We start from the raw sequence: 23808 nt of genomic DNA on the forward strand, positions 1-23808 counted from the left end.
CATCTAGAAATAGCATGCATGTAGTTTAATTTATTGATATTTCAAGGGTGGTATGCAGTTTGGTACTTTTTTGCACTTTACACGGTTTGGGCACTGAAGGTCTTTAGAGCGCCGTAATTTACTGAAAAAAAAGCCCATCGTGGGAGATGGGCAAAGACTACACACAGCAATTCGTTGTTTCACTCAGGGGATTTCCATGCTTATAAACCAAGGTGTTGATTTATAACCGTGTGCTAATACTAGGCATTGTGTTATTTAGCGTCGATCAGATTCGTCTCAATAGTTAAAGAGACGTAAAGATTTCTTGAGGTTAGCAGCAGATTTAGTGCAGGGAAGGTGGGTCTGACCAGTGCTCAATGAATAAATAGTTAAGTATTGCTTAAGTATTAAGGGCCGGGTAAGCATATCTTACCCGGCACTGCGGTTACTGACTGTTCTTATCTTCGAGCTCTTCCAGCTCATTCAGGATGAGGTCCGGGTCAGTACCCGGTGGCGGCACTTCATGCACCCAGGCGGAGAACAGACGCCATGTCACGGCGAGAAGCACCGGGCCAATAAACAGGCCAATCATGCCAAAGGCAATCAATCCACCAATAACGCCTGAGAGGATCAGGATCAGCGGCAGGTCAGCACCCATGCGGATGAGTATTGGACGAATGACGTTGTCCATCGTACCAACCACGCAGCTCCACACCAGCAGAACCGTTCCCCACGTGGTATCACCTGTCCAGTAAAGCCAGATGATGCTGGGTATCAGCACCAGCAACGGTCCCAGTTGCGCAAGACAGGTCATCAACATCACAACGGTAAAGACGGTGGCGTACGGCACACCGGAAATTGCCAGACCGATACCGCCCAGTATCGCCTGCACCAGCGCCGTTACCACAACGCCAAGCGCAACCGCGCGCACAGCCTGTGCAGCCAGCAGTACCGCTGCGTCACCCCGTTTGCCAGCCAGACGGGTAGCAAAATGACGAACACCCAAAGCAACTTGCTCACCACGCCAGTAGAGCAGGGCACTGAAGACCAGCATCAGGGTACAGTGCATCATAAAGCGACCAATATGCGCCGCCTGTCCCACAAACCAGGTGGTGGTGGTACCAATATAAGGACGCACTTTCGCCATCAACGCGCTGCCGCCCATCTCCAGCAGGCTATGCCAGCCGCTATAGAGTTTGGCACCCACCACTGGAATACTGTTTAGCCAGGCGAGATCCGGTAGCGTCAGCTCACCACTGGTAATGGCTCGAATTATCGGACCACTGGAATCCACCAGGCTATTCACCAGTAAAGCAATGGGAATAATAAACAGCAGGAACAACAAGAGTGTCATAACCAGCACCGCTAACCCGCGGCGGCCAAACAGCAGCTTCTGCAAACGCAACAGTAAAGGCCACGTGGCAACGACAACGGTCGCAGCCCAGGCGAAGCCGAGAATAAAGGGTTGAACAATCCACAGACACGCAATAATCATGAGAGCCAGGAACAGCACCGACAGCAAGATTTGCGCAACATCCCTGGGCTGGCGAAGATTGACCATATTTGAAACTTCCTTTAATGAACACCAGCGTGGCTGGCGGGAACGGAAAACCGCGTCTCTCTAATCATTAGTGATTTCGGCGATTTTTGACAGGCGGATTTTGCCCGTAATTCTACGAAGCACATAAGAAAAAAATGTGATAAAACTTTCCAGACACAACGCAAACGATTTCAAATTACTCTAATTAGGGTCGACAGTCATGATCCCACAGATTTCTCAGGCACCTGGCGTCGTTCAGCTGGTGCTTAATTTTTTGCAGGCACTGGAGCAACAGGGTTTTACAGGTGATACCGCCACGAATTATGCCGACAGGCTGACGATGGCGACTGATAACAGTATCTACCAGCTTCTTCCCGATGCCGTTGTTTTCCCTCGTTCAACGGCCGATGTCGCGCTTATCGCCCGGCTGGCAACGCAGGAGCGGTTTGCTTCTCTGGTCTTTACCCCACGTGGCGGTGGCACCGGAACCAATGGCCAGGCGCTGAACCAGGGCATCATTGTTGATATGTCCCGCTATATGAACCGCATTATTGAAATCAACCCTGAAGAGGGATGGGTGCGGGTCGAGGCGGGCGTTATCAAAGATCAGTTGAATCAGTATCTCAAGCCTTACGGCTACTTTTTTGCCCCTGAGCTCTCCACCAGCAACCGCGCGACCCTCGGCGGGATGATCAACACGGATGCCTCCGGTCAGGGCTCGCTGGTGTACGGTAAAACCTCCGATCACGTGCTGGGCGTGCGTGCCGTTCTGCTGGGCGGTGATATTCTTGATACGCAGCCGATGCCGGTTGCACTGGCGGAAACCCTGGGTAAAGATAACACCGCCAGCGGACGGATCTATCGTACCGTGCTGGAGCGCTGCCGCGAAAACCGTCAGCTGATCCTCGACAAATTCCCCAAACTGAACCGTTTTCTGACCGGGTACGATCTGCGTCATGTGTTTAACGATGATCTGACCCAGTTCGATTTAACCCGCATACTGACCGGCTCCGAGGGAACGCTGGCGTTTATTACCGAGGCGCGGCTTGATATCACCCGGTTGCCAAAGGTGCGTCGCCTGGTGAACGTCAAATATGACTCTTTCGACTCTGCGCTGCGTAATGCACCTTTTATGGTGGAAGCGCAAGCGCTGTCGGTTGAAACCGTTGACTCCAAAGTATTGAATCTGGCCCGGGAAGATATCGTCTGGCACTCCGTCAGTGAGCTGATTACCGATGTGCCAGATAAAGAAATGCTTGGCCTTAATATCGTTGAATTTGCCGGCGATGACGCGGCGCTTATTGAAAACCAGGTGACGACGCTCTGTCAGCGGCTGGATGAACTTATTGCGCAGGGTGAAGCTGGGGTGATTGGCTGGCAGCTCTGTAACGATCTGGCCGGCATTGAACGTATCTACGCGATGCGGAAAAAAGCCGTGGGGCTACTTGGCAACGCGAAAGGGGCGGCCAAGCCCATTCCGTTTGCCGAAGATACCTGCGTTCCGCCTGAGCATCTGGCGGATTATATCGTTGAGTTTCGTGCTCTGCTGGACAGCCACGGCCTGAGCTATGGCATGTTTGGCCACGTTGACGCCGGGGTGTTGCACGTGCGTCCGGCGCTGGATATGTGCGACCCGCAGCAGGAGATCCTGATGAAACAGATCTCCGATGACGTCGTTGCGTTAACCGCGAAATATGGCGGCCTGCTGTGGGGCGAGCACGGTAAAGGCTTCCGCGCTGAATACAGTCCGGCATTTTTCGGCGAGCAGCTCTATGCGGAGTTGCGCAAAGTTAAAGCGGCGTTTGACCCGGATAACCGTCTCAACCCGGGGAAAATCTGTCCGCCTGAAGGTGTGGATGCGCCGATGCTGCGGGTGGATGCCGTTAAACGCGGCACCTATGACCGACAGATCCCTATCGCGGTACGCTCCTCATGGCGCGGCGCGATGGAGTGCAACGGCAACGGCCTGTGCTTTAACTTTGATGTGAAAAGCCCGATGTGTCCGTCGATGAAAATCACCAGTAACCGTATCCATTCTCCGAAAGGGCGTGCAACGCTGGTGCGCGAATGGCTGCGTCTGCTGGCCGACCGCGGAGTGGATCCGCTCAAGCTTGAGCAGGAGCTACCGGAAAAACGCGCCAGCCTGCGTTCGCTGATTGAGCGCACACGGAATAGCTGGCATGCAAATAAAGGCGAGTATGATTTCTCCCATGAGGTGAAAGAGGCGATGTCTGGCTGTCTGGCCTGCAAAGCCTGCTCAACCCAATGCCCGATTAAGATAGATGTGCCGGAGTTCCGTTCGCGTTTTCTGCAGCTTTATCACACCCGATACCTGCGTCCGGTACGTGACCATCTGGTGGCGACAGTTGAAAGTTATGCGCCGCTGATGGCGCGTGCGCCAAAGACCTTTAACTTCTTTATTAACCAACCACTGGTGCGCAAGCTCTCCGAAAAACATATCGGAATGGTCGATCTGCCGCTGCTGTCGGTACCGTCGCTGCAACGACAGCTCGTCGGGCACAGCTCAGCGAACATGACCCTTGAACAGCTTGAGACGTTAGCCCCCGAGCAAAAAGCAAATGTGGTGCTGGTGGTGCAGGATCCGTTCACCAGTTACTACGATGCGCAAGTGGTCGCGGATTTCATCCGCTTGTCAGAGAAGCTGGGTTATCAGCCAGTGGTTCTGCCGTTCTCTCCGAATGGTAAGGCGCAGCACATTAAAGGCTTCCTGACGCGCTTTGCGAAAACCGCGCAGAAAACCTCTGATTTCTTAAACCGTGTGGCGCAACTGGGTATACCGATGGTTGGCGTCGATCCGGCGCTGGTGCTCTGCTATCGCGATGAATACAAGCAGACGCTGGGCAATAAACGTGGTGATTTCCACGTCATGCTGGTGCACGAGTGGCTGCCGATGGCCCTGGAGGATAAGGCTGTTCAGGATGTCAGCGGTGAACCGTGGTATCTGTTCGGTCACTGTACGGAAGTTACCGCGCTGCCGGGCGCTCCTGCCCAGTGGGCCTCTGTCTTTGCCCGCTTCGGCGCGAAGCTGGAGAGCGTCAATGTGGGCTGCTGCGGCATGGCCGGAACCTACGGACACGAAGTGAAAAATCACGCGAACTCGCTCGGTATCTACGAGTTGTCCTGGCATCAGGCGATGCAGCGTTTGCCGCGAAACCGCTGTCTGGCGACAGGCTACTCCTGTCGTAGTCAGGTGAAACGGGTAGAAGGTAACGGGGTACGCCACCCATTGCAGGCTTTACTGGAGATAATTGGATGATCTGGAAACGTGCTGTGACGCTGCAGGCGCTGAACGCTATGGGCGAGGGCAATATGGTGGGACTGCTGGATATCCAGTTCACCCGCATTGGCGACGATGATATCGAGGCGACCATGCCCGTCGATCGTCGCACGCACCAGCCGTTTGGTTTATTGCACGGTGGCGCGTCCGTCGTGCTGGCTGAAACGCTGGGCTCGGTAGCAGGGTATCTCTGCACTGAAGGGGAGCAGAAGGTTGTCGGGCTTGAGGTGAATGCTAACCATATTCGCTCGGTGCGCAGCGGGCGCGTGCGCGGTATTTGTCGCGCCCTGCACGCCGGAAGCCGCCATCAGGTATGGCAAATTGACATTCTCGATGAGCAGGATCGTTTGTGCTGTTCGTCGCGGCTGACGACGGCAGTTGTGTAAAGATTTCAGATGTTTTGCCTTTGGTCAAAAGTTAGCCACTGCGTTGTGATATAGTGGTCAGGTTTTGTACATAAGCGAGGACATCATGGATACTGAAATAACCCCAACACAGCTGGCAATTGAATATTTACGTCGCGATAAAAGCAACCTGTCTCCGGCGCAGTACCTGAAAAAGCTGAAACAACTTGAGCTGGAATTTGCAGATTTGCTGGCGCTCTCTTCGAATGAACTGAAAGAAGAGATCTACTTTGCCTGGCGGTTGGGCGTTCACGTCCATTGAGTGTATGTAAATGAAAGGGCCGCGATTGCGGCCTTTAATAAACCAGCAGTGGCAAAACGTCTGTGAAAGTTCATGTTTGTCAGAGCCCCATGTTTTGCGCAACTTCCTTCTTTACAAGGTTTACCATAGCTACTTTCCAGGGAAAATACTGCGACTATCATGCGCCAGTTTTATCGCATTGTTCTCGAGTTTTTCTATATCAAGGTATTCCTGAGCGTGAAATCAATACATGGAGAGATGAGTCGATAAGTGATGATGAGAACCATCACCAGCTTTTCGGAGAAGACGCGGCATAATCAAATCATTGATGCCCGCCAGAATCATGCGATTGATAAAATAAATGACGGGGACGACCTGTCTTGCCTGCTGATGATTGGGTAAGGGAAATGAGGCTCGCCGTTGCGAGCCTCATTCATTATCAGACATTCACTGCGTTTATCAACCGCGTTTTCATCGTCTGGTAAGATGAAGCCGCAAAATCCTCCGCCCAGCGCTGATCCTCAATCGCCTCCAGCTGCACCGCGCAGTATTTCGTCTCCGGCGTTTTGGAGACGGGATCGAGGTTGTCCTGCGTCAGTTCGTTACAGGTCCCAATCCACCACTGATAGGTCATATAGACCGCCCCGGCGTTGATACGCTCGCTAATGTTGGCGCGGGTAATCACTTTACCACGACGCGAACGCACCCAGACCAGTTGCCCGTCTGTAATGCCCAGCTTAGCTGCATCGGCAGGGTTCATTTGCACGCGGCCAGGCTCGTCGGCCAGGCTTTGCAGCGCGGCGCAGTTCCCGGTCATGGAGCGGCAGGAGTAGTGCCCCACCTCGCGTACCGTACAGAGCACCAGTGGGAAATTCGCATCCGGGGTTTCCGCCGGCGCGCGCCACGGGGCGGCAAAGAGCTGCCCTTTACCGGATGCGGTGTCGAACTGATTGCCTTTGTACAGGTACGGGGTTCCCGGATGATCCAGCGTCGGGCACGGCCACTGGACATGACCCATCTCACCCATTTTTTCATATGTCACGCCGAAGAACAGCGGGCACAGCTCGCGCATCTCGTCCCAGATCTGCTGGTTAGACTCGTAATGCATCGGGTAGCCCATTTCGCTTGCGAGCAGGCTGATGATCTCCCAGTCGCGCTTCACGTTGCCGCTGGCTTCGATGGCTTTGCCAAAACGCTGGAACCCCCGGTCGGCACAGGTAAATACACCGCCGTGTTCACCCCAGGAGGTGGCGGGGAGAAGAACATCCGCTACTTCCGCTGTTTTGGTCATAAAGATGTCCTGAACCACCACAAAGTCGAGGGCCCCAAAACCGCTGCGAACCAGGCCGAGATCGGCCTCGGTCTGAAGCGGATCTTCCCCCATGATGTAATAGGCTTTGACCTTACCTTCCAGTGCCAGGTGTGGCACTTCAGTTATGCGTGTTCCGACACGATCGTCCATTTTGTTGACGTCAATCCCCCACGCATCAGCGAACTTCTGCCTGATTGCCGGGTCCGTGACGTCCTGGTAACCCGGGAACATATTGGGCAGAACCCCCATATCGCAGGCACCCTGTACGTTATTTTGGCCGCGTACAGGGCCAACGCCGACGGCAGGTCGTCCAAGGTTGCCGGTCAGCAGCGCCAGGCTGGAAAGTCCTTTAACCACATCAACAGCCTGACCAAACTGCGTTACACCCATGCCCCACATCACGGTGGCTGAAGGTGCCGCCGCAAAAGTGCGCATCGCCTGGCGAACATCGCGGGCGGGAATGCCGGTAAGATGTTCGACATTCTCTGGTGCATAGTCTTTTACCGTCTGACGATAGGACTCAAGCCCTTCTGTAAAACGCGCAACGTAGTTTTTGTCATAGAGTTCTTCTTCCAGCAGCACATAACCAAAGGCGTTAACCAGCGCCATGTTACTGCCGTTTTTTAGTTGCAGATGCTGATCGGCAATGCGTGCCGTTTCAATGCGACGCGGATCGCAGACGATGATTTTTGCACCGTTTTCCCGGGCCTTCAGCACACGTCTGGCGACGATAGGGTGAGAGTCTGCGCAGTTGTAGCCAAAAACCAGCAGACATTTTGAGTTTTCGATGTCGTTGATGGAGTTACTCATTGCCCCGTTGCCCAACGTTTCCTGTAAGCCGGCAACGGAAGGACCGTGACAGACGCGTGCGCAGCAGTCGACGTTGTTGGTGTTCAGCACAGCACGGGCAAATTTCTGCATCACATAGTTGGTTTCATTCCCGGTACCACGGGAGGAGCCGGTGGTCATGATCGACCGTGGGCCGTACTGCTCTTTAATGCTGCTGAGTTTGTGGGCGGTATAGCGGATTGCCTCTTCCCAGGTGACGGGAGTAAATGCCTCTCCTTTGTGGTAGCGGATCATCGGTTGGGTCAGGCGTGGGGTGAGGAGACGGGTATCGTTGAGGAAATCCCAGCCGTAAAAGCCTTTCAGACACAGGGTGCCCTGGTTTGTGACGCCCTCTGCCGCTTCGGCACGGATAATACGGTTATTTTCAACGACAAGGTTTAATTTACAGCCTGCACCGCAGTAGGGGCAGACGCTAGCGATCTTTTTCATCAATAACAGACCTGTTAAGAAATGAAGCAAAGTTGGCTGGAAAACCCAGCCCCGTAATCGGAAGTAAGCAGGAACCGTGCCAGGTTGGCTTTGCTGGTTTTACAGGGGGTTAAGCGAGGAAGGCGCGTGTCATCGTCAGAACATTCGTCAGTTTTGACGATGACACGAGAGCAGGATGAGTGGCCGTGATATTACAGGTCGTCCATGGTGTAGCCCACGACAATTTCCAGGGTCTTGCGAATAACATCCGCCTGGACAACGTCGTTGGTCGATTCCAGCGTCTGAATGAGCCAGAGGATGATCGCTTTGTTGGAGAGATGCCCTTCGGAGGCCAGAACACAGCGTACTGCAGTAGAAAAAACAGTGGACTCTTCAGCAAAACGATCGCCTGCGTGACGGAAATATTCCGACAGCGCACTGTCTAAAAAAGCAGAATGGTATTCGGGTTGAAGCTGAATATTTTGTCTCATTTGTTCTCACCGTAGCTGTTAAATGACAGTCAATGTATTTTTTTTGGGTTGGACGGTTTTCCACTTCCAAATAACGGCACAACATTGTCTTTGTTATCGTTGAGAGATCCCTCTCTGTTCGTTCGTCCTTGCGCGGTTCTGCGACGTGTAAAGGCGATGCTGTTTGAGCCGATCTCGGCAATCACCACCGCAAGTGTCTCCCGCCGCCAGGGATCCTTTTCATGTTTTTTCATGGCCCGCAGACGCTGTAGCAATCCTTCGGTTGTCACTGGCCCCCGCTCTTTCAGAAGAGAAAGGACGGCTTCACCGATAAGCTGGTCTATCAGTCGATCTGCGTCACTGCTGTTCATGGCATTACCGCTCGAAGAGGAGACCAAGCAGCATGTGATAATGTTGTTCCTCTTCCGGGCCATCGGCCCTTTCGAGGCGGCTTAACAGTTTGGTACAGAGCGATTTGCGATTGAGGTTTCGCCCGTCGCTAAGAATCTCAACCACGACCTGCCCCAATGTTTCCTGCTGAGTAGGAAGTGCTGCTTTTTCGAAGTACTGTGCAATCGCTGCTGCCGAATCTACGACATAACCGTTCTGTTGCATGTTTCACTCCTGTAAAAATTCGTAATCAGTAACGTTACATTTAAGGTATACACAATTCTCAAATCTGTACATTAAAAATGTACAGATTTTGGATTTATTTGTGATATTTTTTATTAATTATAATTATTTCAATGGGTTGTTTGCATGTCACGAAATGGTAACTTTACAAGATATATTGTACAAATCAGAGCGGCACTGTTAAGTTGTACAGCGCAAAAATAGAAATCATTAAATGGCGTAAATGATTGAGATGTAAATTATTTGTCAGGCAATTAATGTGCTATAACAGATCCTTATCCACATGTTTTTGTGGTCAGAACCCTAACCCCCCAGGAATAGCATGCTTACAACCATCATTTACCGCAGTCATATCTGCGAGGACGTTCCAGTGAAAGCGCTGGAAAAAATGGTCGCTGCTGCAAATAGTAAAAATCGGCAATCCAATGTCACGGGGATCTTGCTGTTTAACGGCACACATTTTTTTCAATTGCTCGAAGGGCCAGTGGAACACGTTTCGTCAATCTATGAGCAGATCTGTAAGGACGCACGTCACCATAACGTGGTGGAGTTGATGCGCGATCACGGGCCGACCCGACGTTTTGGCAACGTGGGTATGGAGCTGTTTGATTTGCGCCAGTTCGACAGGGAGGAGGTACTTCAGCAGGTGCTTAACAAAGGCACCACACGTTATCAGTTGACATACAATGACCGTCCTTTGCAGTTTTTCCGCACCTTTGTCGAGGCCACTGAGAAAGCCAACTATTTTGAATTGCCTCCGGCGGATTCATGGGATTTTATCCCCGAAGAAACACCGCTATCTGCGCAACCTGAGGTGGTGGCAAAAGGAGCGGACTGCAGTTTTGCGTTTCAACCCATCGTCGATCCGTTCATGCAGCAGGTCGTCTCCTGGGAGGCGCTTCTCCGCACACCATCCGGGGATTCACCAGGTGTGTACTTCGCCAACCGCCCACGTGATGACGTGTACGCGTCTGATTTGCACAGCAAGCAGGTTGCGCTCTCAATGGCCAGCGCGCTGGGGCTACAGGACCAGACATTATCCCTCAACCTGCTACCTATGACGCTGGTGAATGTTCCGAACGCCGTGGACTTCCTGCTCACCACGATTGATGCAAATGGCTTTGTGCCCGAGCAAATTGTGGTGGAATTCACGGAGAGCGAAGCCATTTCCCGTTTCGATGAATTTACCCATTCGGTCAGGCAGTTAAAAAGTGCGGGTATCAGTGTGACGATCGATCATTTTGGTGCCGGTTTTGCCGGGCTACAGTTACTGGCACAGTTCCAGCCGGACAGAATTAAAATTAATCGCGACCTGGTCGCAAACGTGCACAAAAGCGGCCCCAGACAGGCCATCATTCAGGCGATCATCAAGTGCTGTACCTCCCTTGAAATTCAGTTCTGTGCGGTCGGCGTGGAGAAGGCGGAAGAGTGGATGTGGCTGGAGTCTGCAGGAATTTCTCAGTTTCAGGGACACCTTTTTGCCAGCCCCCGGCATGGCGGAATTCCGGCTATTGCGTGGCCAGAGAAAAAGTCCGAGTTCTGAAAAAGCTGTACACAGTTCGACTGACGTGACTGTACGAACGGTAAAATTTATACAACAATGTATGAACAGGTAAATGGCTTGTAACGCAATCACCTGCTTAAAACGAGGTCTTAGTTATACAAATGGTTTGTACAATCTGATAAGGTTGGTGTAGTTGGGTATGGAAGTACTGTGCGTGAGGGAGTTAATGGCCTATTACAGTATCGGCGAAGTGGCCGAACGATGCGGTATCAACCCCGTTACGCTGCGTGCCTGGCAGCGCCGTTATGGATTGTTGAAGCCGCAGCGCAGCGAAGGGGGTCATCGTCAGTTTGACGATGAAGATATCCTGCGTATTGAAGAGATCAAGCGCCTGATGAAAAGCGGCGTCTCGGTCGGAAAAGTCAAAGCCTTACTGGAAAACAAGGACGTACTGACTCAGGGTAACTGGGTTTCATTCCAGGAAGAGATGATGACCGTTCTGCGTTATGCCAGCCCGGCAAAGCTGCGCGCCAAAATTGGTGAGTTTCGCCGCGATCACGCGCTGGATGCACTGATTGATAACATCATCTCTCCCGTCCGCCAGCGAATGAATCAGGACCAGAACACCGTGCGTCACATGGCAAGCCTGCTTGACGGCGTCCTGATTGAATTCGCGATTGCAAGCCTGGCGGAGTCCCGCAAGAAAGCGGGTAAAGACGCGCTGCTTATTGGCTGGGAATGCGAGGACCGTACTCATTTGTGGCTTGAGGCCGCACGCTTATCGCAGAAAGGCTGGCATATTGATGTGCTGGCGGAACCTATTGACTCACCGCGTCCGGAACTTTTCCCGGGGCAAAAAATCTTCGTCTGGACGGGGAAATCTCCAACGCCTCGCCAGCAGGAACAGCTCGATCACTGGCGTGAACAGGGGTTTGCTGTCTCATTTCATCACTGAGTGTAAGAGGCCTTGAAGGCCTTTTTTTATCAGTGTCACTTTCCGGGCATCGTCTATCTTAAAAATAGGCATTTCCGATGCATATTTTATTTTTTCCTCTTCCTTCGTGTTTTTGGATGAATAATGCATTATTTATCAATGCATTGAACAATTAAATCCATCCCTCCGGCCTGTCGCAACAGGGTCTATGCTTAATAAAAGTAGCCAAAAAGGGCGGTTTAGCCGAATGCCCCTGCTGCCAGAGGGTTGAAGTGATAATCGTTATCACTAACATGGTGTTATGCCCTGATGGCAAATCAGATGAGGTGGACCTATGGAACTGCATTCAGAAACCTTCAATCCTGCCGATTTTACCTGGCGTGGTTTAACGCTCACGCCAGCGGCGGCGGCACATATTCACGAGCTGGTGGCGAAAAAGCCCGAGATCCTCGGCGTGCGCCTTGGAGTCAAACAGACGGGATGCGCAGGCTTCGGCTACGTGCTTGATACCGTCACCGAACCCGAGAAAGATGATCTGGTCTTCGAGACCGACGGCGCAAAATTGTTCGTCGCGCTGCAGGCCATGCCCTTTATCGACGGTACAGAAGTGGACTACGTACGGGAAGGTTTAAACCAGCTGTTCAAATTTCACAACCCGAAAGCCCAGAACGAATGCGGCTGTGGCGAAAGCTTTGGGGTATAGGCGGAACTATGTCTCGTAATACTGAAGCAACGAGTGAAGTAAATACCTGGAGCGGGGGGCACCTCAACTATAAAGAGGGGTTCTTCACCCAGCTGCAGACCGACGAGCTGGCGAAAGGCATTAACGAAGATGTCGTGCGGGCGATCTCGGCGAAACGTAATGAGCCAGAGTGGATGCTGGAGTTTCGCCTGAGCGCTTACCGCGCGTGGCTGGAGATGGAAGAGCCGCACTGGCTGAAAGCGCATTATGACAAGCTGAATTATCAGGACTACAGCTACTACTCAGCGCCATCCTGCGGCAGTTGCGACGATACCTGTGCCTCTCAGCCTGGCGCAGTACAGCAGACTGGCGCTGAAAACAGCTTCCTCAGCAAAGAGGTGGAAGAAGCCTTCAACCAGCTGGGCGTGCCCGTACGTGAGGGCAAAGAGGTGGCGGTAGACGCCATTTTTGACTCCGTCTCAGTGGCAACCACCTACCGTGAAAAGCTGGCAGAGCAGGGGATCATTTTCTGCTCCTTCGGCGAAGCCATTCACGAGCACCCGGACCTGGTGAAAAAGTACATTGGGACCGTGGTGCCCTCTAACGACAACTTCTTTGCGGCGCTCAACGCGGCGGTGGCCTCTGACGGTACCTTTATCTATGTGCCGAAAGGCGTGCGCTGTCCGATGGAACTCTCGACATATTTCCGCATCAACGCCGAAAAAACCGGTCAGTTTGAACGGACCATTTTGGTGGCCGATGAGGGCAGCTATGTCAGTTACATCGAAGGGTGTTCCGCCCCGGTGCGTGACAGCTACCAGCTGCACGCGGCGGTAGTGGAGGTCATCATCCATAAAGATGCCGAGGTGAAATACTCGACGGTACAAAACTGGTTTCCGGGTGACGGCAATACCGGTGGCATCCTGAACTTCGTGACCAAACGTGCGCTGTGCGAAGGTGAAAACAGCAAGATGTCGTGGACCCAGTCAGAAACGGGCTCGGCTATCACCTGGAAATACCCGAGCTGTATTCTGCGTGGGGATAATTCCATCGGTGAGTTCTATTCGGTGGCGCTGACCAGTGGCCATCAGCAGGCCGATACCGGGACCAAGATGATCCACATCGGGAAAAATACCCGGTCGACCATCATCTCGAAAGGCATCTCAGCCGGACACAGCCAGAACAGCTATCGTGGTCTGGTGAAAATCATGCCGACGGCCACCAATGCGCGCAACTTTACCCAGTGTGACTCGATGTTGATTGGCGCGGACTGCGGGGCGCATACCTTCCCGTACGTTGAGTGTCGTAACAATACCGCCCAGCTTGAGCACGAGGCGACGACGTCGCGTATTGGGGAAGATCAGCTCTTCTACTGCCTGCAACGCGGGATCAGCGAAGAAGATGCTATTTCGATGATTGTGAACGGCTTCTGTAAGGACGTGTTCTCTGAACTGCCGCTGGAATTTGCCGTTGAAGCACAGAAACTCCTCGCCATTAGTCTTGAACACAGCGTCGGTTAAGGAAAGCACATGTTACGTATTAAAGATTTACAGGTTAGCGTGGAAGACAAAGCGATCCTGCGTGGCCTCAATTTTGATGTCAAACCGGGTGAAGTTCACGCCATCATGGGGCCGAATGGTTCCGGGAAAAGTACGCTTTCAGCGACGCTGGCAGGCCGTGAAGATTATGAAGTGACCCACGGCTCGGTCGAATTTAACGGCAAAGATCTGCTGGAAATGTCCCCGGAAGATCGTGCGGGAGAGGGCATCTTTATGGCCTTCCAGTACCCGGTAGAAATCCCTGGCGTCAGTAACCAGTTCTTCCTGCAAACGGCGCTGAATGCGGTGCGCAAGTATCGCGGCCTGGAGGCGCTGGACCGCTTCGATTTCCAGGATTTGATGGAAGAGAAGATCAAACTGCTGAAAATGCCGGAGGATCTGCTCACCCGCTCGGTTAACGTTGGTTTCTCTGGGGGTGAGAAAAAACGCAACGACATCCTGCAGATGGCGGTTCTGGAACCCGCGCTGTGCATTCTGGATGAGACCGACTCCGGTCTGGATATTGACGCCCTGAAGATTGTCGCTGACGGCGTTAACTCGCTGCGCGATGGTAAGCGTTCGTTCATTATCGTCACCCACTATCAGCGTATTCTCGACTACATCAAGCCGGACTACGTCCACGTGCTTTACCAGGGGCGCATTGTGAAATCGGGCGATTTTACGCTGGTTAAACAACTGGAGGAGCAGGGTTATGGCTGGCTTACCGAACAGCAGTAATGTGCTCCAGCAGTGGCACAGACTGTTTGAAGCCCAGGGTGAGACACGATCTGAGCAAGCGCAGCAACATTTACAGCAGATGCTGCGTCTCGGCCTGCCTTCGCGAAAGCATGAGAACTGGAAATACACCCCGCTTGATGGCCTGATGAACGGCGAGTTTGTCACCCGTCTGGCGGATATCACCCCGGTGCAGCGCGATGCGCTGGCTCTGAGTGTGGATGCCGTGCGTCTGGTGTTTGTCGATGGTCAGTTCCGCCCGGAACTGAGCGATGACACGCAGGAGAGCGGGTTCGGCATCGCGATTAACGACGATCGTCAGAGCCTGACGACAGCAGTTCAGCCGGAAGTGTTTCTGCATCTCACTGAAAGTCTGGCGCAGTCGGTGACGCATATTCATGTGAAGCGTAACCAGCGCCCGGCCAAACCGCTGTTGCTGATGCATATCACCCAGGGGCTGGACGGCGACGAGATCAACACGGCTCACTACCGCCATCATCTTGAACTGGCTGAGGGGGCGGAAGCCACGGTGATTGAGCATTACGTCAGTCTCAACGATATCCGACACTTTACCGGATCGCGTCTGACGATGAACGTTGCCGCCAATGCCCATCTTCACCATATCAAGCTGGCGTTTGAGAATGCGCAGAGTCACCACTTCGCCCATAACGATATTTTGCTCGGTCAGGATGCCGCAGCCTACAGCCACAGTTTTCTACTCGGTGGCGCCGTGCTGCGCCATAACACCAGCACGCAGCTTAACGGTGAAAACACCACGCTGCGCATCAACAGCCTGGCGATGCCGGTCAAAGCGGAAGTGTGCGACACGCGCACCTGGCTTGAACACAACAAGGGCTACTGCAACAGCCGTCAGTTGCACAAAACCATTGTCAGCGACAAAGGGCGTGCGGTGTTTAATGGCCTGATTAACGTGGCGCAACACGCGATTAAAACTGACGGGCAGATGACCAATAACAATCTGCTGCTGGGACGACTGGCAGAAGTGGATACCAAACCGCAACTGGAGATCTATGCCGACGACGTGAAATGCAGCCATGGTGCGACGGTCGGGCGGATTGATGATGAGCAGATGTTCTACCTGCGTTCCCGCGGTATCGACCAGCAGGCGGCGCAGAAAATGATTATCTATGCGTTTGCCGCCGAACTGACGGAAGCGTTGCACGATGGCCTGTTAAAACAGCAGGTGCTGGCCCGTATTGGTCAGCGTCTGCCTGGAGGCGAAGTATGAGTTTTCCCGTAGAGAAAGTGCGGGCAGATTTTCCGGTTCTGACCCGTGAAGTGAACGGTCTTCCTTTGGCCTACCTGGACAGTGCGGCCAGCGCACAGAAGCCGAATCAGGTGGTGGATGCGGAAGCCGAGTTCTACCGTCATGGCTACGCCGCCGTGCATCGGGGGATCCACACGCTGAGTGCTGAAGCGACTCAACGCATGGAGAATGTGCGTACGCAAATAGCCGCCTTTCTCAATGCACGGTCACCGGAAGAGCTGGTGTTTGTGCGGGGTACCACGGAGGGGATCAACCTTGTAGCCAACAGCTGGGGCAACGCGCAGGTCCACGCAGGTGACAACATCATCATCACCCAGATGGAGCATCACGCCAATATTGTGCCGTGGCAGATGCTCTGTGAGCGTGTGGGGGCGCAATTGCGGGTCATTCCGTTGAATGAAGACGGGACGCTGCAGCTCGAGCAGCTTGACGCATTACTCGACGATAAAACCCGGCTGGTGGCGGTCACTCAGGTCTCCAACGTACTGGGGACGGAAAACCCGGTCGCAGAGATTGTCGGGAAAGCCCATCAGGCCGGCGCGAAGGTGCTGATTGACGGTGCCCAGGCGGTAATGCACCACGCGGTTGATGTTCAGGCGCTGGACTGTGATTTCTACGTCTTCTCCGGGCATAAGCTGTATGGCCCAACGGGGATTGGCGTGTTGTATGTGAAAGAGGACATCCTGCAGGCGATGCCGCCGTGGGAAGGCGGCGGGTCGATGATTGCCACCGTCAGCCTGTCGGAAGGGACTACCTACGCCCGTGCGCCGTGGCGTTTTGAGGCGGGGACACCTAACACAGGCGGGATTATCGGACTGGGGGCGGCGGTCTCTTATGTCTCCGCGATCGGCCTTGATAGTATTCAGGAGTACGAACAGCTGCTGATGCACTATGCGCTTGCGGAGCTTGCCAGCGTGCCGGATCTGACCCTATATGGACCTGCCGACCGGCAAGGGGTGATCGCGTTTAATCTCGGGAAACACCATGCCTATGACGTGGGCAGTTTTCTCGATAACTACGGCGTGGCGGTCCGTACCGGACACCACTGCGCCATGCCGCTGATGGCGTTTTACCAGGTGCCGGCAATGTGCCGCGCGTCGCTGGTGATGTACAACACAATGGAAGAGGTCGACAGACTGGTGGCAGGGCTAAAACGTATTCACCAGCTGCTGGGCTAACGGAGAGGCAAAATATGGCAGAGTTGCCGGATAAAGATAAATTGCTGCGTAACTTCGGGCGTTGCGCGAACTGGGAAGAGAAGTATCTCTATATTATTGAGCTGGGACAGCGTTTACCCCCGCTCAGTGAAGAGGCGCATAACCCGGAGAATACTATTCAGGGCTGCCAGAGCCAGGTGTGGATTGTGATGGAGCAAACTCACGACGGCACAATCCAGTTGCACGGCGACAGCGATGCAGCGATTGTAAAAGGGCTTATCGCCGTGGTGTTTATTCTTTATCACCAGATGTCGGCGCAGGACATTGTTGCGTTTGATGTCCGCCCGTGGTTTGAAAAAATGGCTCTGACTCAACACCTCACCCCCTCCCGTTCCCAGGGACTCGAAGCGATGATTCGCGCCATTCGCGCTAAAGCTGCAATCCTTAGCTAGACTTATAAAACAGCATTCATTCTGTTTCGCGAGGTGGTTCCCGCCTCGCTGGTTTTTCAGCTTTCTGACGTTCTGTCAGTGAATAAGGAATCTCAGCATGAAGCGCGCGTCTCTCATAACTCTATTACTTCTTGGTTCGCTCGGTGCTCTTAATTCGGCCCGCGCGATGGACTACCCATTGCCGCCCGCAGGCAGTCGTCTGATTGGGCAAAATCAAACCTACACGATACAGGAAGGGGATAATAAGCTGCAGACCATTGCCCGCCGGTTTAATACTGCAGCCCAGGTGATCCTGGAAACCAACAATTCTATTGCGCCGATAAACCCTGCCCCGGGAACCGTTATTACCATTCCGTCGCAAATGCTGTTGCCGGATACGCCCCGCGAGGGGATTGTGGTGAATCTCGCTGAGCTACGGCTCTACTACTTCCCGCCGGGAGAAAACATTGTTCAGGTCTTTCCGCTCGGCATCGGACAACTGGGGCTGGAAACACCCGTCACGACCACGCGGGTGAGTCAGAAAATCCCTAATCCTACCTGGACACCAACACCGGGCATCAGAGCACGCTCTCTGGAGCAGGGGATTAAATTACCTCCGGTTGTACCCGCCGGGCCGAATAACCCGCTAGGACGCTTTGCACTGCGTTTAGGCGTGGGTAATGGGGAATACCTGATCCACGGCACCAGTGCGCCGGACAGCGTCGGCCTTCGGGTCAGCTCTGGCTGTATGCGGATGAACGCCCCGGATATTAAAGCTCTGTTTGAACAGGTACGGGTTGGCACGCGGGTACAGATTATCAATGAGCCCGTGAAGTTTTCCGTCGAACCGGATGGTAAACGCTATATTGAAGTCCACCGTCCGCTGGCGCAGGTTGAGGGGGAAAACCCGCAGGTTTCGCCAATCACGCACTCCGCAGACTTTGCGACATTTGTTTCTCAGGCGGGAAGTGATAAAGCGCTTATCAATAAGGCCCTGTCACGCCGTGCCGGGATCCCGGTTGTTGTATCGTCGGGTAGCGCGCCATCAGCCAGTAATAACGTGTTGTCGGTGCAGAACAGTCAGGCGTCTGCTGCCGTAGCGGAAGATGAAGGGGAGAAGGTGACGCAGTAGCAGTTTGATGGAGGCAAAAAAAATGGCGCACAATGTGCGCCATTTTATTAACAGGTACTATTACTTACGGTATTTAGTAGCCTGGTTGTCCAGACGCTGGTTAGCGCGAGCTGCGTCGTCTTTAGCAGCCTGAACGTCGGAACGCATTGCGTTCACGTCGTTGCTCAGCTGGTCAACTTTAGCGTTCAGAGTCTGAACGTCAGAAGACAGCTGATCGATTTTAGCGTTGCTGGAGCAACCAGCCAGCAGAGTAGAACCCAGGATTACCGCGCCCAGTACCAGTTTAGTACGATTCATTATTAATACCCTCTAGATTGAGTTAATCTCCATGTAGCGTTACAAGTATTACACAAAGTTTTTTGGGTTGAGAATATTTTTTTGATGGGAATACCCCTATTTTTGATCGTTCGCTCAAAGAAGCATCGAATCAGCCCTTTTCGGGCAAAAATCTATGTAAAAAAAGGCATTTATCATCGGATTCATCTTAGATAATTCGCAATTAAATAGAAAAACCCGATTTGCATTTTGAATGACTTTGGCTAATGCCAGGAATAAAAAAAGCGCCCCGAGGGGCGCTTTTTACCAAAATTAATTCGTTCGGGAATTATTACAGCACGTGAACAGATGCTGTATTGGTAGTTCCGCTTGGTACCAGTGCACCAGAAACCATAACCACAACGTCACCTTTCTGAGCCAGGCCACGATCAACCAGCTCCAGAGCCACTTCTTTACCCAGGCGATAGAAATCATCGGTAGAGGCAATTTCTTTTACCAGGTGAGGCACAACACCTTTGCTCAGTACCAGCTGACGAGCAGTGGTTTCGTTGGTGGTCAGTGCAAGGATGGTCGCATCCGGGAAGTATTTACGCACAGCGCGAGCAGATTTACCGCCCTGAGTGGCTACGACGATCAGTGGCGCTTCCAGTTTCTCTGCAGTTTCAACTGCACCACGGCACACGGCTTCAGTGATGCGCAGTTTACGGCTGTCGTTATTGTAATCCAGACGGCTTTTCATCACGCGGTCGGTGCGTTCGCAGATGGTGGCCATGATGGTCACTGCTTCCAGCGGATATTTACCCTTCGCGGATTCGCCAGACAGCATAACTGCATCAGTACCGTCGAGGATGGCGTTTGCCACGTCGCCTGCTTCTGCGCGGGTTGGGCGTGGGTTTTTGATCATGGAGTCCAGCATCTGCGTTGCAGTGATAACCACTTTACGCGCGCGAACACATTTCTCGATCATCATCTTCTGCGCGAAGATCACTTCTTCAACCGGGATTTCAACGCCCAGGTCGCCACGTGCAACCATGATGCCGTCAGAGGCTTCGAGGATTTCGTCGAAGTTGTTCAGGCCTTCCTGGTTTTCAATTTTGGAGATGATCTGGATCTTCTCGCCGCCGTGCGCTTTCAGGTGCTCACGGATTTCAACCACGTCGGAACGTTTGCGGATGAAAGAGGCTGCAACGAAGTCAACGCCTTGCTCGCAACCGAAGATCAGGTCTTGTTTGTCTTTTTCAGCCAGTGCTGGCAGCGCGATGGAAACGCCCGGCAGGTTAACGCCTTTGTTTTCACCCAGGTCGCCGTTGTTCAGCACTTTACAGATAACTTTGTTACCTTCGATAGCGGTGACTTCCATACCGATCAGACCATCGTCTACCAGTACGGTGTTACCGACGGACAGGTCGCTGGTGAAGCCTTCATAGGTCACAGCAACGATTTCGCTGTTGCCGACAACGGATTTGTCAGTAGTGAAGGTGAAAGTCTGGCCCGCTTTCAGAGAGACGTCGTTACCGCCTTCCAGTTTGATGGTGCGGATTTCAGGACCTTTAGTATCCAGCAGGATCGCGGCTTTTTTACCGGTCTTGCTCATCACGTTGCGCAAATTCTGGATACGCTGACCGTGTTCTGCGTAGTCACCATGGGAGAAGTTCAGACGCATCACGTTCATGCCGGCATCCAGCATTTTGCTCAGCATCTCTTCAGATTCGGTTTTCGGGCCGATAGTACAAACAATTTTCGTCTTTTTCATGACAGTCTTAGTCTTTAAGTTGGGAAGGATATGGAAATCTCGCTCCTGGGGCGCACCGCCGCGGAGTCAAACCTGTGTTGCAAAAGAGTATATGACACGCACTAAGGATAGGAGACATCAAATGAGCGTGCAGAAGAAAGTGTGCCTGAGTGACAGCCCAACGAAGGAGAGGAGAAGTTGTACGTTGTTTTTTGTATTCCAAGCGCTGAAACCATTCACCAGGGATTAGGCGCGCATTATACGCTGATTTTTAGCTAAAAGGAAAATGGAAACGGTGTTTCAGAAATAATCTGTGAAGTTTCACATAATATTGTTATCAAGGCGTTAAGCCATAATGACAACTTATGGCGGCAGGGGATTAACCTGCCGCATTTTGCTTATTTTTTCAGCGCCTGGCTGAGGTCGGCAATCAGGTCTTTTGGATCTTCAATTCCCACTGACAGGCGGATCAGCTGCGGCACAATGCCGTTTGCCAGGCGTTGCTCCAGCGGAATCGAGGCGTGCGTCATGCTGTAAGGCTGGCTCACAAGGCTCTCAACGCCGCCCAGGCTTTCCGCAAGGGTGAACAACTTCAGGTTGCGAATCACTTCTGCTGCACGTTGCGCATCGCCTTTTACGACAACAGAAATCATTCCGCCGGGCAATGCCATCTGCGTTCGGGCAAGCGAATATTGTGGGTGCGATTCCAGTCCTGGATAGAACACTTTTTCAACCTGCGGATGTTGCTCCAGCCATTGCGCAATCGCCAGCGCGTTGGTGCTGTGCTTTTCTACCCTCAAAGCCAGCGTGCGAATACCGCGCAGCGTCAGGAAGCTGCTGAACGGATCCAGTACGCCACCGACCGCGTTTTGCAGGTAGCCAAGTTTGTCCGCCAGCGCCTGGTTATCTCCTACCACCGCCAGTCCGGCGACGACGTCAGAGTGGCCGTTAAGGTATTTGGTGGCGGAGTGCACCACGATATCGAAACCCGATTCCAGCGGACGGTGGATCACCGGCGACGCGAAGGTGTTATCCGCCACGCTGATGACGTTATGACGACGGGCGATAGCTGCAATGGCCGCCAGGTCCGCCAGCTTCAGTAGCGGGTTGGTGGGCGTTTCGACCCAGACCATACGCGTATCCGGGCGAATGGCGGCCTCCAGCCCGGCTAAGTCGTCCGGTTTAACCCAACTGACCTGCAGGCCGGTGCTGTGCTTGCGCACGTTCTCGATCAGGCGATACGTCCCACCGTAAACGTCATCGATGGCGACAATATGGCTGTCTTTATCCAGCAGTTCGAGCACCGTGGAGATGGCAGCCAGACCGGAGGCAAACGCGTAGCCGCGTGTACCGCCCTCCAGTTCGGCAATCGCCGTTTCCAGCGCATGGCGGGTGGGGTTGCCGCTCCGGGAATATTCATAGCCGGTATGCTCCCCGGGGGAGGGTTGCGCAAACGTCGAGGTGGCGTAAATCGGTGGCATAACGGCGCCATGTTGATCGTTAAACTCGCCGCTGTGGACGCTCAAGGTAGCCAGGTTTTTCATCATCTATTCCTTTATTGCTGAAGACGGTTGCGCCAGGCGGTCAGAACGTCGCTGCGCGTAATCAGACCGAGAAAACGGTCGTTGTCATTGATCACGGCCACCAGACCGCGGTCGAAAATGGTATTCAGGTCGCTCTCTGGTGCGCGTTTATCGAGGAACTCCACCTGACGGGTCATGGCCTCAGTTACGGGAAGTGCGAAGCGATCGCCATCGCCGTCGATATTCCGCAGGAGATCCCATTCGTCGATAATGCCGACGACCTTGCCGTTCTCCAGTACCGGCAGCTGGGAGATGTCATACAGACGCATGCGTGCCAGGACGGTGGAAAGCGTGTCGTCCGGGGCGGCGGTGACGGTAGCCCCTTCATCGTGGCGCAGGGCGATATAGTCGGAGAGATCGCCTGCCTGCGGGCGCGTGATCAGGCCTTGCTGACGCATCCAGTCATCGTTGAACATCTTCGAGAGGTATTTATTGCCGCTGTCGCAGGCGAAAGTCACCACGCGCTTCTGCGTGGTCTGCGCCTGGCAGTATTTCAGCGCCGCCGCCAGCAGCGTGCCGCTGGAGGAGCCTGCCAGAATACCTTCCGTTTTCAGCAGCTCGCGCGCGGTGGTGAAGGCTTCCCGGTCGGTGATGCGCCAGGCGCGATTCACGCCTTCGATGTGGGCCAGCGGCGGAATAAAGTCTTCGCCAATTCCCTCAACCAGCCAGGAGCCGGCATCGTGATATTTCCCGGTTTCTACCTGGTCTGCCAGAACGGATCCTGCCGGGTCTGCCAGCACAAACTCCGTGTGCGGAGAGTGCTCGGCGAACCACGCCTGCAGGCCGCCCAGCGTCCCGCCTGAACCCACACCCACTACGATAGCGTCGATCTTGGCGTCCAACTGCTCATACAGTTCCGGGGCTGTGGTGGTGCGGTGTGCCAGCGGATTGGCTTCGTTATTGAACTGGTCGATGTAAAACGCGCCGGGTAGTTCATTAGCCAGGCGCTGGGCGTAGTCCTGGTAATAGGCGGGATGGCCCTTATTAACGTCGGAGCGGGTCAGTACCACCTGGGCACCCAGCGCGCGCAGGTGGAAAATTTTCTCGCGGCTCATTTTGTCCGGTACCACCAGGATCAGCGAGTAGCCTTTCTGAGCGGCGATCAGAGCCAGGCCGAGACCGGTATTTCCCGCCGTCGCCTCAATGATCGTACCGCCCGGCTGCAGCTGCCCGGTACGCTCCGCTTCATTAATCATCGACAGCGCAACGCGATCCTTAATAGAACCGCCCGGGTTCTGGTTTTCCAGCTTCAGGAACAGCGAGCAGGGACCAGTATCAAGCTTATGCAACTGGATAAGCGGGGTACGACCAATGAGTTCGGTGACGGAGTGATAAATCGCCATGATGTTTTCCTTTCTGGATGTCATGACGGGATGATAGGGCGGTGTAATTTTCGCAATAAAGAACCATTCACTGCCGTTTAGAACTGAAAGGAATATAAATGCCGTTTTTGGATGTCAGGATAGCAAGACGTAAAGTTGTCTGGATGTGAGGATGGCTATACTAGTGATAAATGCTGCAAAAATGACCGATTTTTAAGGGTGTCAGCCAGCAGATATACATCTGGCAGATAATCATTGCTGAAATTGGTCTAAATGCTTCCCTCCCGGTAAATCCGCTGTTTATTTCCCACGGTTATAACACATGCCTTTTTATTCATTTAAAAGCTGATAACGCCTGTT

Annotated in this window: 21 protein-coding genes and 1 other RNA gene; 12 read left to right on the forward strand and 10 right to left on the reverse strand. The window is 53.4% G+C overall.

Annotated elements, in window-relative coordinates; all coding sequences use genetic code 11:
- Nucleotides 1-122: 122 nt before the first annotated feature.
- Together rprA and ydiK are read right to left on the reverse strand one after the other, a co-directional pair.
- An RNA gene (gene rprA, locus AAHF05_RS09360) (antisense sRNA RprA) lies at nt 123-230 on the reverse strand.
- A gap of 194 nt (nt 231-424) precedes the next feature.
- Entirely contained in the window at nt 425-1540 is a 1116-nt protein-coding gene (gene ydiK / locus AAHF05_RS09365; RefSeq protein ID WP_049006386.1) for an AI-2E family transporter YdiK, read from the reverse strand.
- Nucleotides 1541-1739: 199 nt separating this feature from the next.
- Between ydiK and AAHF05_RS09370 the strand changes: the two genes are divergently transcribed.
- The 3 genes from AAHF05_RS09370 to AAHF05_RS09380 all read left to right on the forward strand — a co-directional run bounded on the left by AAHF05_RS09370 (nt 1740) and on the right by AAHF05_RS09380 (nt 5483).
- The gene (locus AAHF05_RS09370; RefSeq protein WP_129324534.1) at nt 1740-4796 is read left to right on the forward strand and encodes an FAD-binding and (Fe-S)-binding domain-containing protein; all 3057 of its coding nucleotides are present in this window, start codon (nt 1740-1742) and stop codon (nt 4794-4796) included.
- Complete coding sequence (menI, locus tag AAHF05_RS09375; protein ID WP_129324535.1) at nt 4793-5203, forward strand: 1,4-dihydroxy-2-naphthoyl-CoA hydrolase; 411 nt, start codon at nt 4793-4795, stop codon at nt 5201-5203. Before AAHF05_RS09370 ends, menI begins: the two co-directional genes overlap by 4 nt.
- A gap of 85 nt (nt 5204-5288) precedes the next feature.
- Complete coding sequence (locus tag AAHF05_RS09380; RefSeq protein ID WP_010430192.1) at nt 5289-5483, forward strand: YdiH family protein; 195 nt, start codon at nt 5289-5291, stop codon at nt 5481-5483.
- Nucleotides 5484-5901: 418 nt separating this feature from the next.
- On the opposite strand, the gene fdhF is transcribed toward AAHF05_RS09380, so the two are convergent.
- The 4 genes from fdhF to ycgZ form a co-directional block, all read right to left on the reverse strand.
- Nucleotides 5902-8052: a formate dehydrogenase subunit alpha gene (fdhF, locus tag AAHF05_RS09385; protein ID WP_129324536.1), complete on the reverse strand. Its 2151-nt coding sequence runs from the start codon at nt 8050-8052 to the stop codon at nt 5902-5904.
- Nucleotides 8053-8243: 191 nt separating this feature from the next.
- Entirely contained in the window at nt 8244-8522 is a 279-nt protein-coding gene (locus AAHF05_RS09390; protein WP_129324537.1) for a biofilm development regulator YmgB/AriR family protein, read from the reverse strand.
- 29 nt (nt 8523-8551) lie between these two features.
- Nucleotides 8552-8872 carry a hypothetical protein gene (locus AAHF05_RS09395; protein ID WP_129324538.1) on the reverse strand — a complete coding sequence of 107 codons (321 nt, stop codon included), beginning with the start codon at nt 8870-8872 and terminating at the stop codon, nt 8552-8554.
- Nucleotides 8873-8876: 4 nt separating this feature from the next.
- On the reverse strand, nt 8877-9116 hold the full coding sequence (gene ycgZ / locus AAHF05_RS09400) for a regulatory protein YcgZ (protein WP_129324539.1): 240 nt from the start codon (nt 9114-9116) through the stop codon (nt 8877-8879).
- Nucleotides 9117-9456: 340 nt separating this feature from the next.
- Here ycgZ and AAHF05_RS09405 point away from each other — a divergent pair, with 340 nt between their 5' ends.
- The 9 genes from AAHF05_RS09405 (at nt 9457) to AAHF05_RS09445 (ending at nt 18535) form a co-directional block, all read left to right on the forward strand.
- A complete protein-coding gene (locus AAHF05_RS09405) occupies nt 9457-10677 on the forward strand; it encodes a diguanylate phosphodiesterase (protein ID WP_129324540.1) in 1221 nt (406 codons plus the stop codon).
- A 187-nt stretch (nt 10678-10864) separates the two neighbouring features.
- Complete coding sequence (locus AAHF05_RS09410) at nt 10865-11593, forward strand: MerR family transcriptional regulator (protein WP_028017259.1); 729 nt, start codon at nt 10865-10867, stop codon at nt 11591-11593.
- Between the two features lie 313 nt (nt 11594-11906).
- Nucleotides 11907-12275, forward strand: coding sequence for a Fe-S cluster assembly scaffold SufA (sufA, locus tag AAHF05_RS09415; RefSeq protein ID WP_129324541.1), 369 nt, complete (start codon nt 11907-11909; stop codon nt 12273-12275).
- A gap of 8 nt (nt 12276-12283) precedes the next feature.
- Nucleotides 12284-13774, forward strand: coding sequence for a Fe-S cluster assembly protein SufB (gene sufB / locus AAHF05_RS09420; protein WP_114979423.1), 1491 nt, complete (start codon nt 12284-12286; stop codon nt 13772-13774).
- A 9-nt stretch (nt 13775-13783) separates the two neighbouring features.
- Entirely contained in the window at nt 13784-14530 is a 747-nt protein-coding gene (sufC, locus tag AAHF05_RS09425) for a Fe-S cluster assembly ATPase SufC (protein ID WP_028017262.1), read from the forward strand.
- Nucleotides 14505-15776 carry a Fe-S cluster assembly protein SufD gene (gene sufD / locus AAHF05_RS09430; RefSeq protein WP_049006365.1) on the forward strand — a complete coding sequence of 424 codons (1272 nt, stop codon included), beginning with the start codon at nt 14505-14507 and terminating at the stop codon, nt 15774-15776. The genes sufC and sufD overlap by 26 nt, the downstream gene beginning before the upstream one ends.
- Complete coding sequence (gene sufS / locus AAHF05_RS09435; protein ID WP_028017264.1) at nt 15773-16993, forward strand: cysteine desulfurase SufS; 1221 nt, start codon at nt 15773-15775, stop codon at nt 16991-16993. The genes sufD and sufS overlap by 4 nt, the downstream gene beginning before the upstream one ends.
- 14 nt (nt 16994-17007) lie before the next feature.
- Nucleotides 17008-17424 carry a cysteine desulfuration protein SufE gene (gene sufE, locus AAHF05_RS09440; protein ID WP_028017265.1) on the forward strand — a complete coding sequence of 139 codons (417 nt, stop codon included), beginning with the start codon at nt 17008-17010 and terminating at the stop codon, nt 17422-17424.
- A gap of 97 nt (nt 17425-17521) precedes the next feature.
- A complete protein-coding gene (locus tag AAHF05_RS09445; protein ID WP_129324542.1) occupies nt 17522-18535 on the forward strand; it encodes a L,D-transpeptidase family protein in 1014 nt (337 codons plus the stop codon).
- A 60-nt stretch (nt 18536-18595) separates the two neighbouring features.
- Here AAHF05_RS09445 and lpp read toward each other — a convergent pair whose 3' ends face one another.
- From lpp to AAHF05_RS09465, 4 genes are all read right to left on the reverse strand, one after another.
- Entirely contained in the window at nt 18596-18832 is a 237-nt protein-coding gene (lpp, locus tag AAHF05_RS09450; protein ID WP_001082307.1) for a murein lipoprotein Lpp, read from the reverse strand.
- 310 nt (nt 18833-19142) lie between these two features.
- Nucleotides 19143-20564 (reverse strand): pyruvate kinase PykF, encoded by a 1422-nt coding sequence (gene pykF, locus AAHF05_RS09455; RefSeq protein ID WP_028017267.1) that lies wholly within the window; start codon nt 20562-20564, stop codon nt 19143-19145.
- A 377-nt stretch (nt 20565-20941) separates the two neighbouring features.
- Nucleotides 20942-22087, reverse strand: a complete 1146-nt coding sequence (locus AAHF05_RS09460; protein WP_129324557.1) for a PLP-dependent aspartate aminotransferase family protein — start codon at nt 22085-22087, stop codon at nt 20942-20944.
- A gap of 11 nt (nt 22088-22098) precedes the next feature.
- Nucleotides 22099-23469, reverse strand: a complete 1371-nt coding sequence (locus AAHF05_RS09465) for a pyridoxal-phosphate dependent enzyme (RefSeq protein WP_129324543.1) — start codon at nt 23467-23469, stop codon at nt 22099-22101.
- Between the last annotated feature and the right edge of the window lie 339 nt (nt 23470-23808).

Source organism: Enterobacter adelaidei (assembly GCF_041937165.1).
GTDB lineage: Bacteria > Pseudomonadota > Gammaproteobacteria > Enterobacterales > Enterobacteriaceae > Enterobacter > Enterobacter adelaidei.

What these genes read in the sequence shown, in the direction of transcription:
- AAHF05_RS09395 (WP_129324538.1), bottom strand. Translation starts at nt 8,872, where the DNA reads ATGAACAGCAGTGACGCAGATCGACTGATAGACCAGCTTATCGGTGAA.
- AAHF05_RS09390 (WP_129324537.1), bottom strand. Translation starts at nt 8,522, where the DNA reads ATGAGACAAAATATTCAGCTTCAACCCGAATACCATTCTGCTTTTTTA.
- AAHF05_RS09410 (WP_028017259.1), top strand. Translation starts at nt 10,865, where the DNA reads ATGGCCTATTACAGTATCGGCGAAGTGGCCGAACGATGCGGTATCAAC.
- AAHF05_RS09460 (WP_129324557.1), bottom strand. Translation starts at nt 22,087, where the DNA reads ATGAAAAACCTGGCTACCTTGAGCGTCCACAGCGGCGAGTTTAACGAT.
- AAHF05_RS09465 (WP_129324543.1), bottom strand. Translation starts at nt 23,469, where the DNA reads ATGGCGATTTATCACTCCGTCACCGAACTCATTGGTCGTACCCCGCTT.
- lpp (WP_001082307.1), bottom strand. Translation starts at nt 18,832, where the DNA reads ATGAATCGTACTAAACTGGTACTGGGCGCGGTAATCCTGGGTTCTACT.
- AAHF05_RS09405 (WP_129324540.1), top strand. Translation starts at nt 9,457, where the DNA reads ATGCTTACAACCATCATTTACCGCAGTCATATCTGCGAGGACGTTCCA.
- sufS (WP_028017264.1), top strand. Translation starts at nt 15,773, where the DNA reads ATGAGTTTTCCCGTAGAGAAAGTGCGGGCAGATTTTCCGGTTCTGACC.
- sufB (WP_114979423.1), top strand. Translation starts at nt 12,284, where the DNA reads ATGTCTCGTAATACTGAAGCAACGAGTGAAGTAAATACCTGGAGCGGG.
- AAHF05_RS09380 (WP_010430192.1), top strand. Translation starts at nt 5,289, where the DNA reads ATGGATACTGAAATAACCCCAACACAGCTGGCAATTGAATATTTACGT.
- ydiK (WP_049006386.1), bottom strand. Translation starts at nt 1,540, where the DNA reads ATGGTCAATCTTCGCCAGCCCAGGGATGTTGCGCAAATCTTGCTGTCG.
- sufC (WP_028017262.1), top strand. Translation starts at nt 13,784, where the DNA reads ATGTTACGTATTAAAGATTTACAGGTTAGCGTGGAAGACAAAGCGATC.
- sufD (WP_049006365.1), top strand. Translation starts at nt 14,505, where the DNA reads ATGGCTGGCTTACCGAACAGCAGTAATGTGCTCCAGCAGTGGCACAGA.
- sufA (WP_129324541.1), top strand. Translation starts at nt 11,907, where the DNA reads ATGGAACTGCATTCAGAAACCTTCAATCCTGCCGATTTTACCTGGCGT.
- fdhF (WP_129324536.1), bottom strand. Translation starts at nt 8,052, where the DNA reads ATGAAAAAGATCGCTAGCGTCTGCCCCTACTGCGGTGCAGGCTGTAAA.
- sufE (WP_028017265.1), top strand. Translation starts at nt 17,008, where the DNA reads ATGGCAGAGTTGCCGGATAAAGATAAATTGCTGCGTAACTTCGGGCGT.
- AAHF05_RS09370 (WP_129324534.1), top strand. Translation starts at nt 1,740, where the DNA reads ATGATCCCACAGATTTCTCAGGCACCTGGCGTCGTTCAGCTGGTGCTT.
- AAHF05_RS09445 (WP_129324542.1), top strand. Translation starts at nt 17,522, where the DNA reads ATGAAGCGCGCGTCTCTCATAACTCTATTACTTCTTGGTTCGCTCGGT.
- pykF (WP_028017267.1), bottom strand. Translation starts at nt 20,564, where the DNA reads ATGAAAAAGACGAAAATTGTTTGTACTATCGGCCCGAAAACCGAATCT.
- menI (WP_129324535.1), top strand. Translation starts at nt 4,793, where the DNA reads ATGATCTGGAAACGTGCTGTGACGCTGCAGGCGCTGAACGCTATGGGC.
- ycgZ (WP_129324539.1), bottom strand. Translation starts at nt 9,116, where the DNA reads ATGCAACAGAACGGTTATGTCGTAGATTCGGCAGCAGCGATTGCACAG.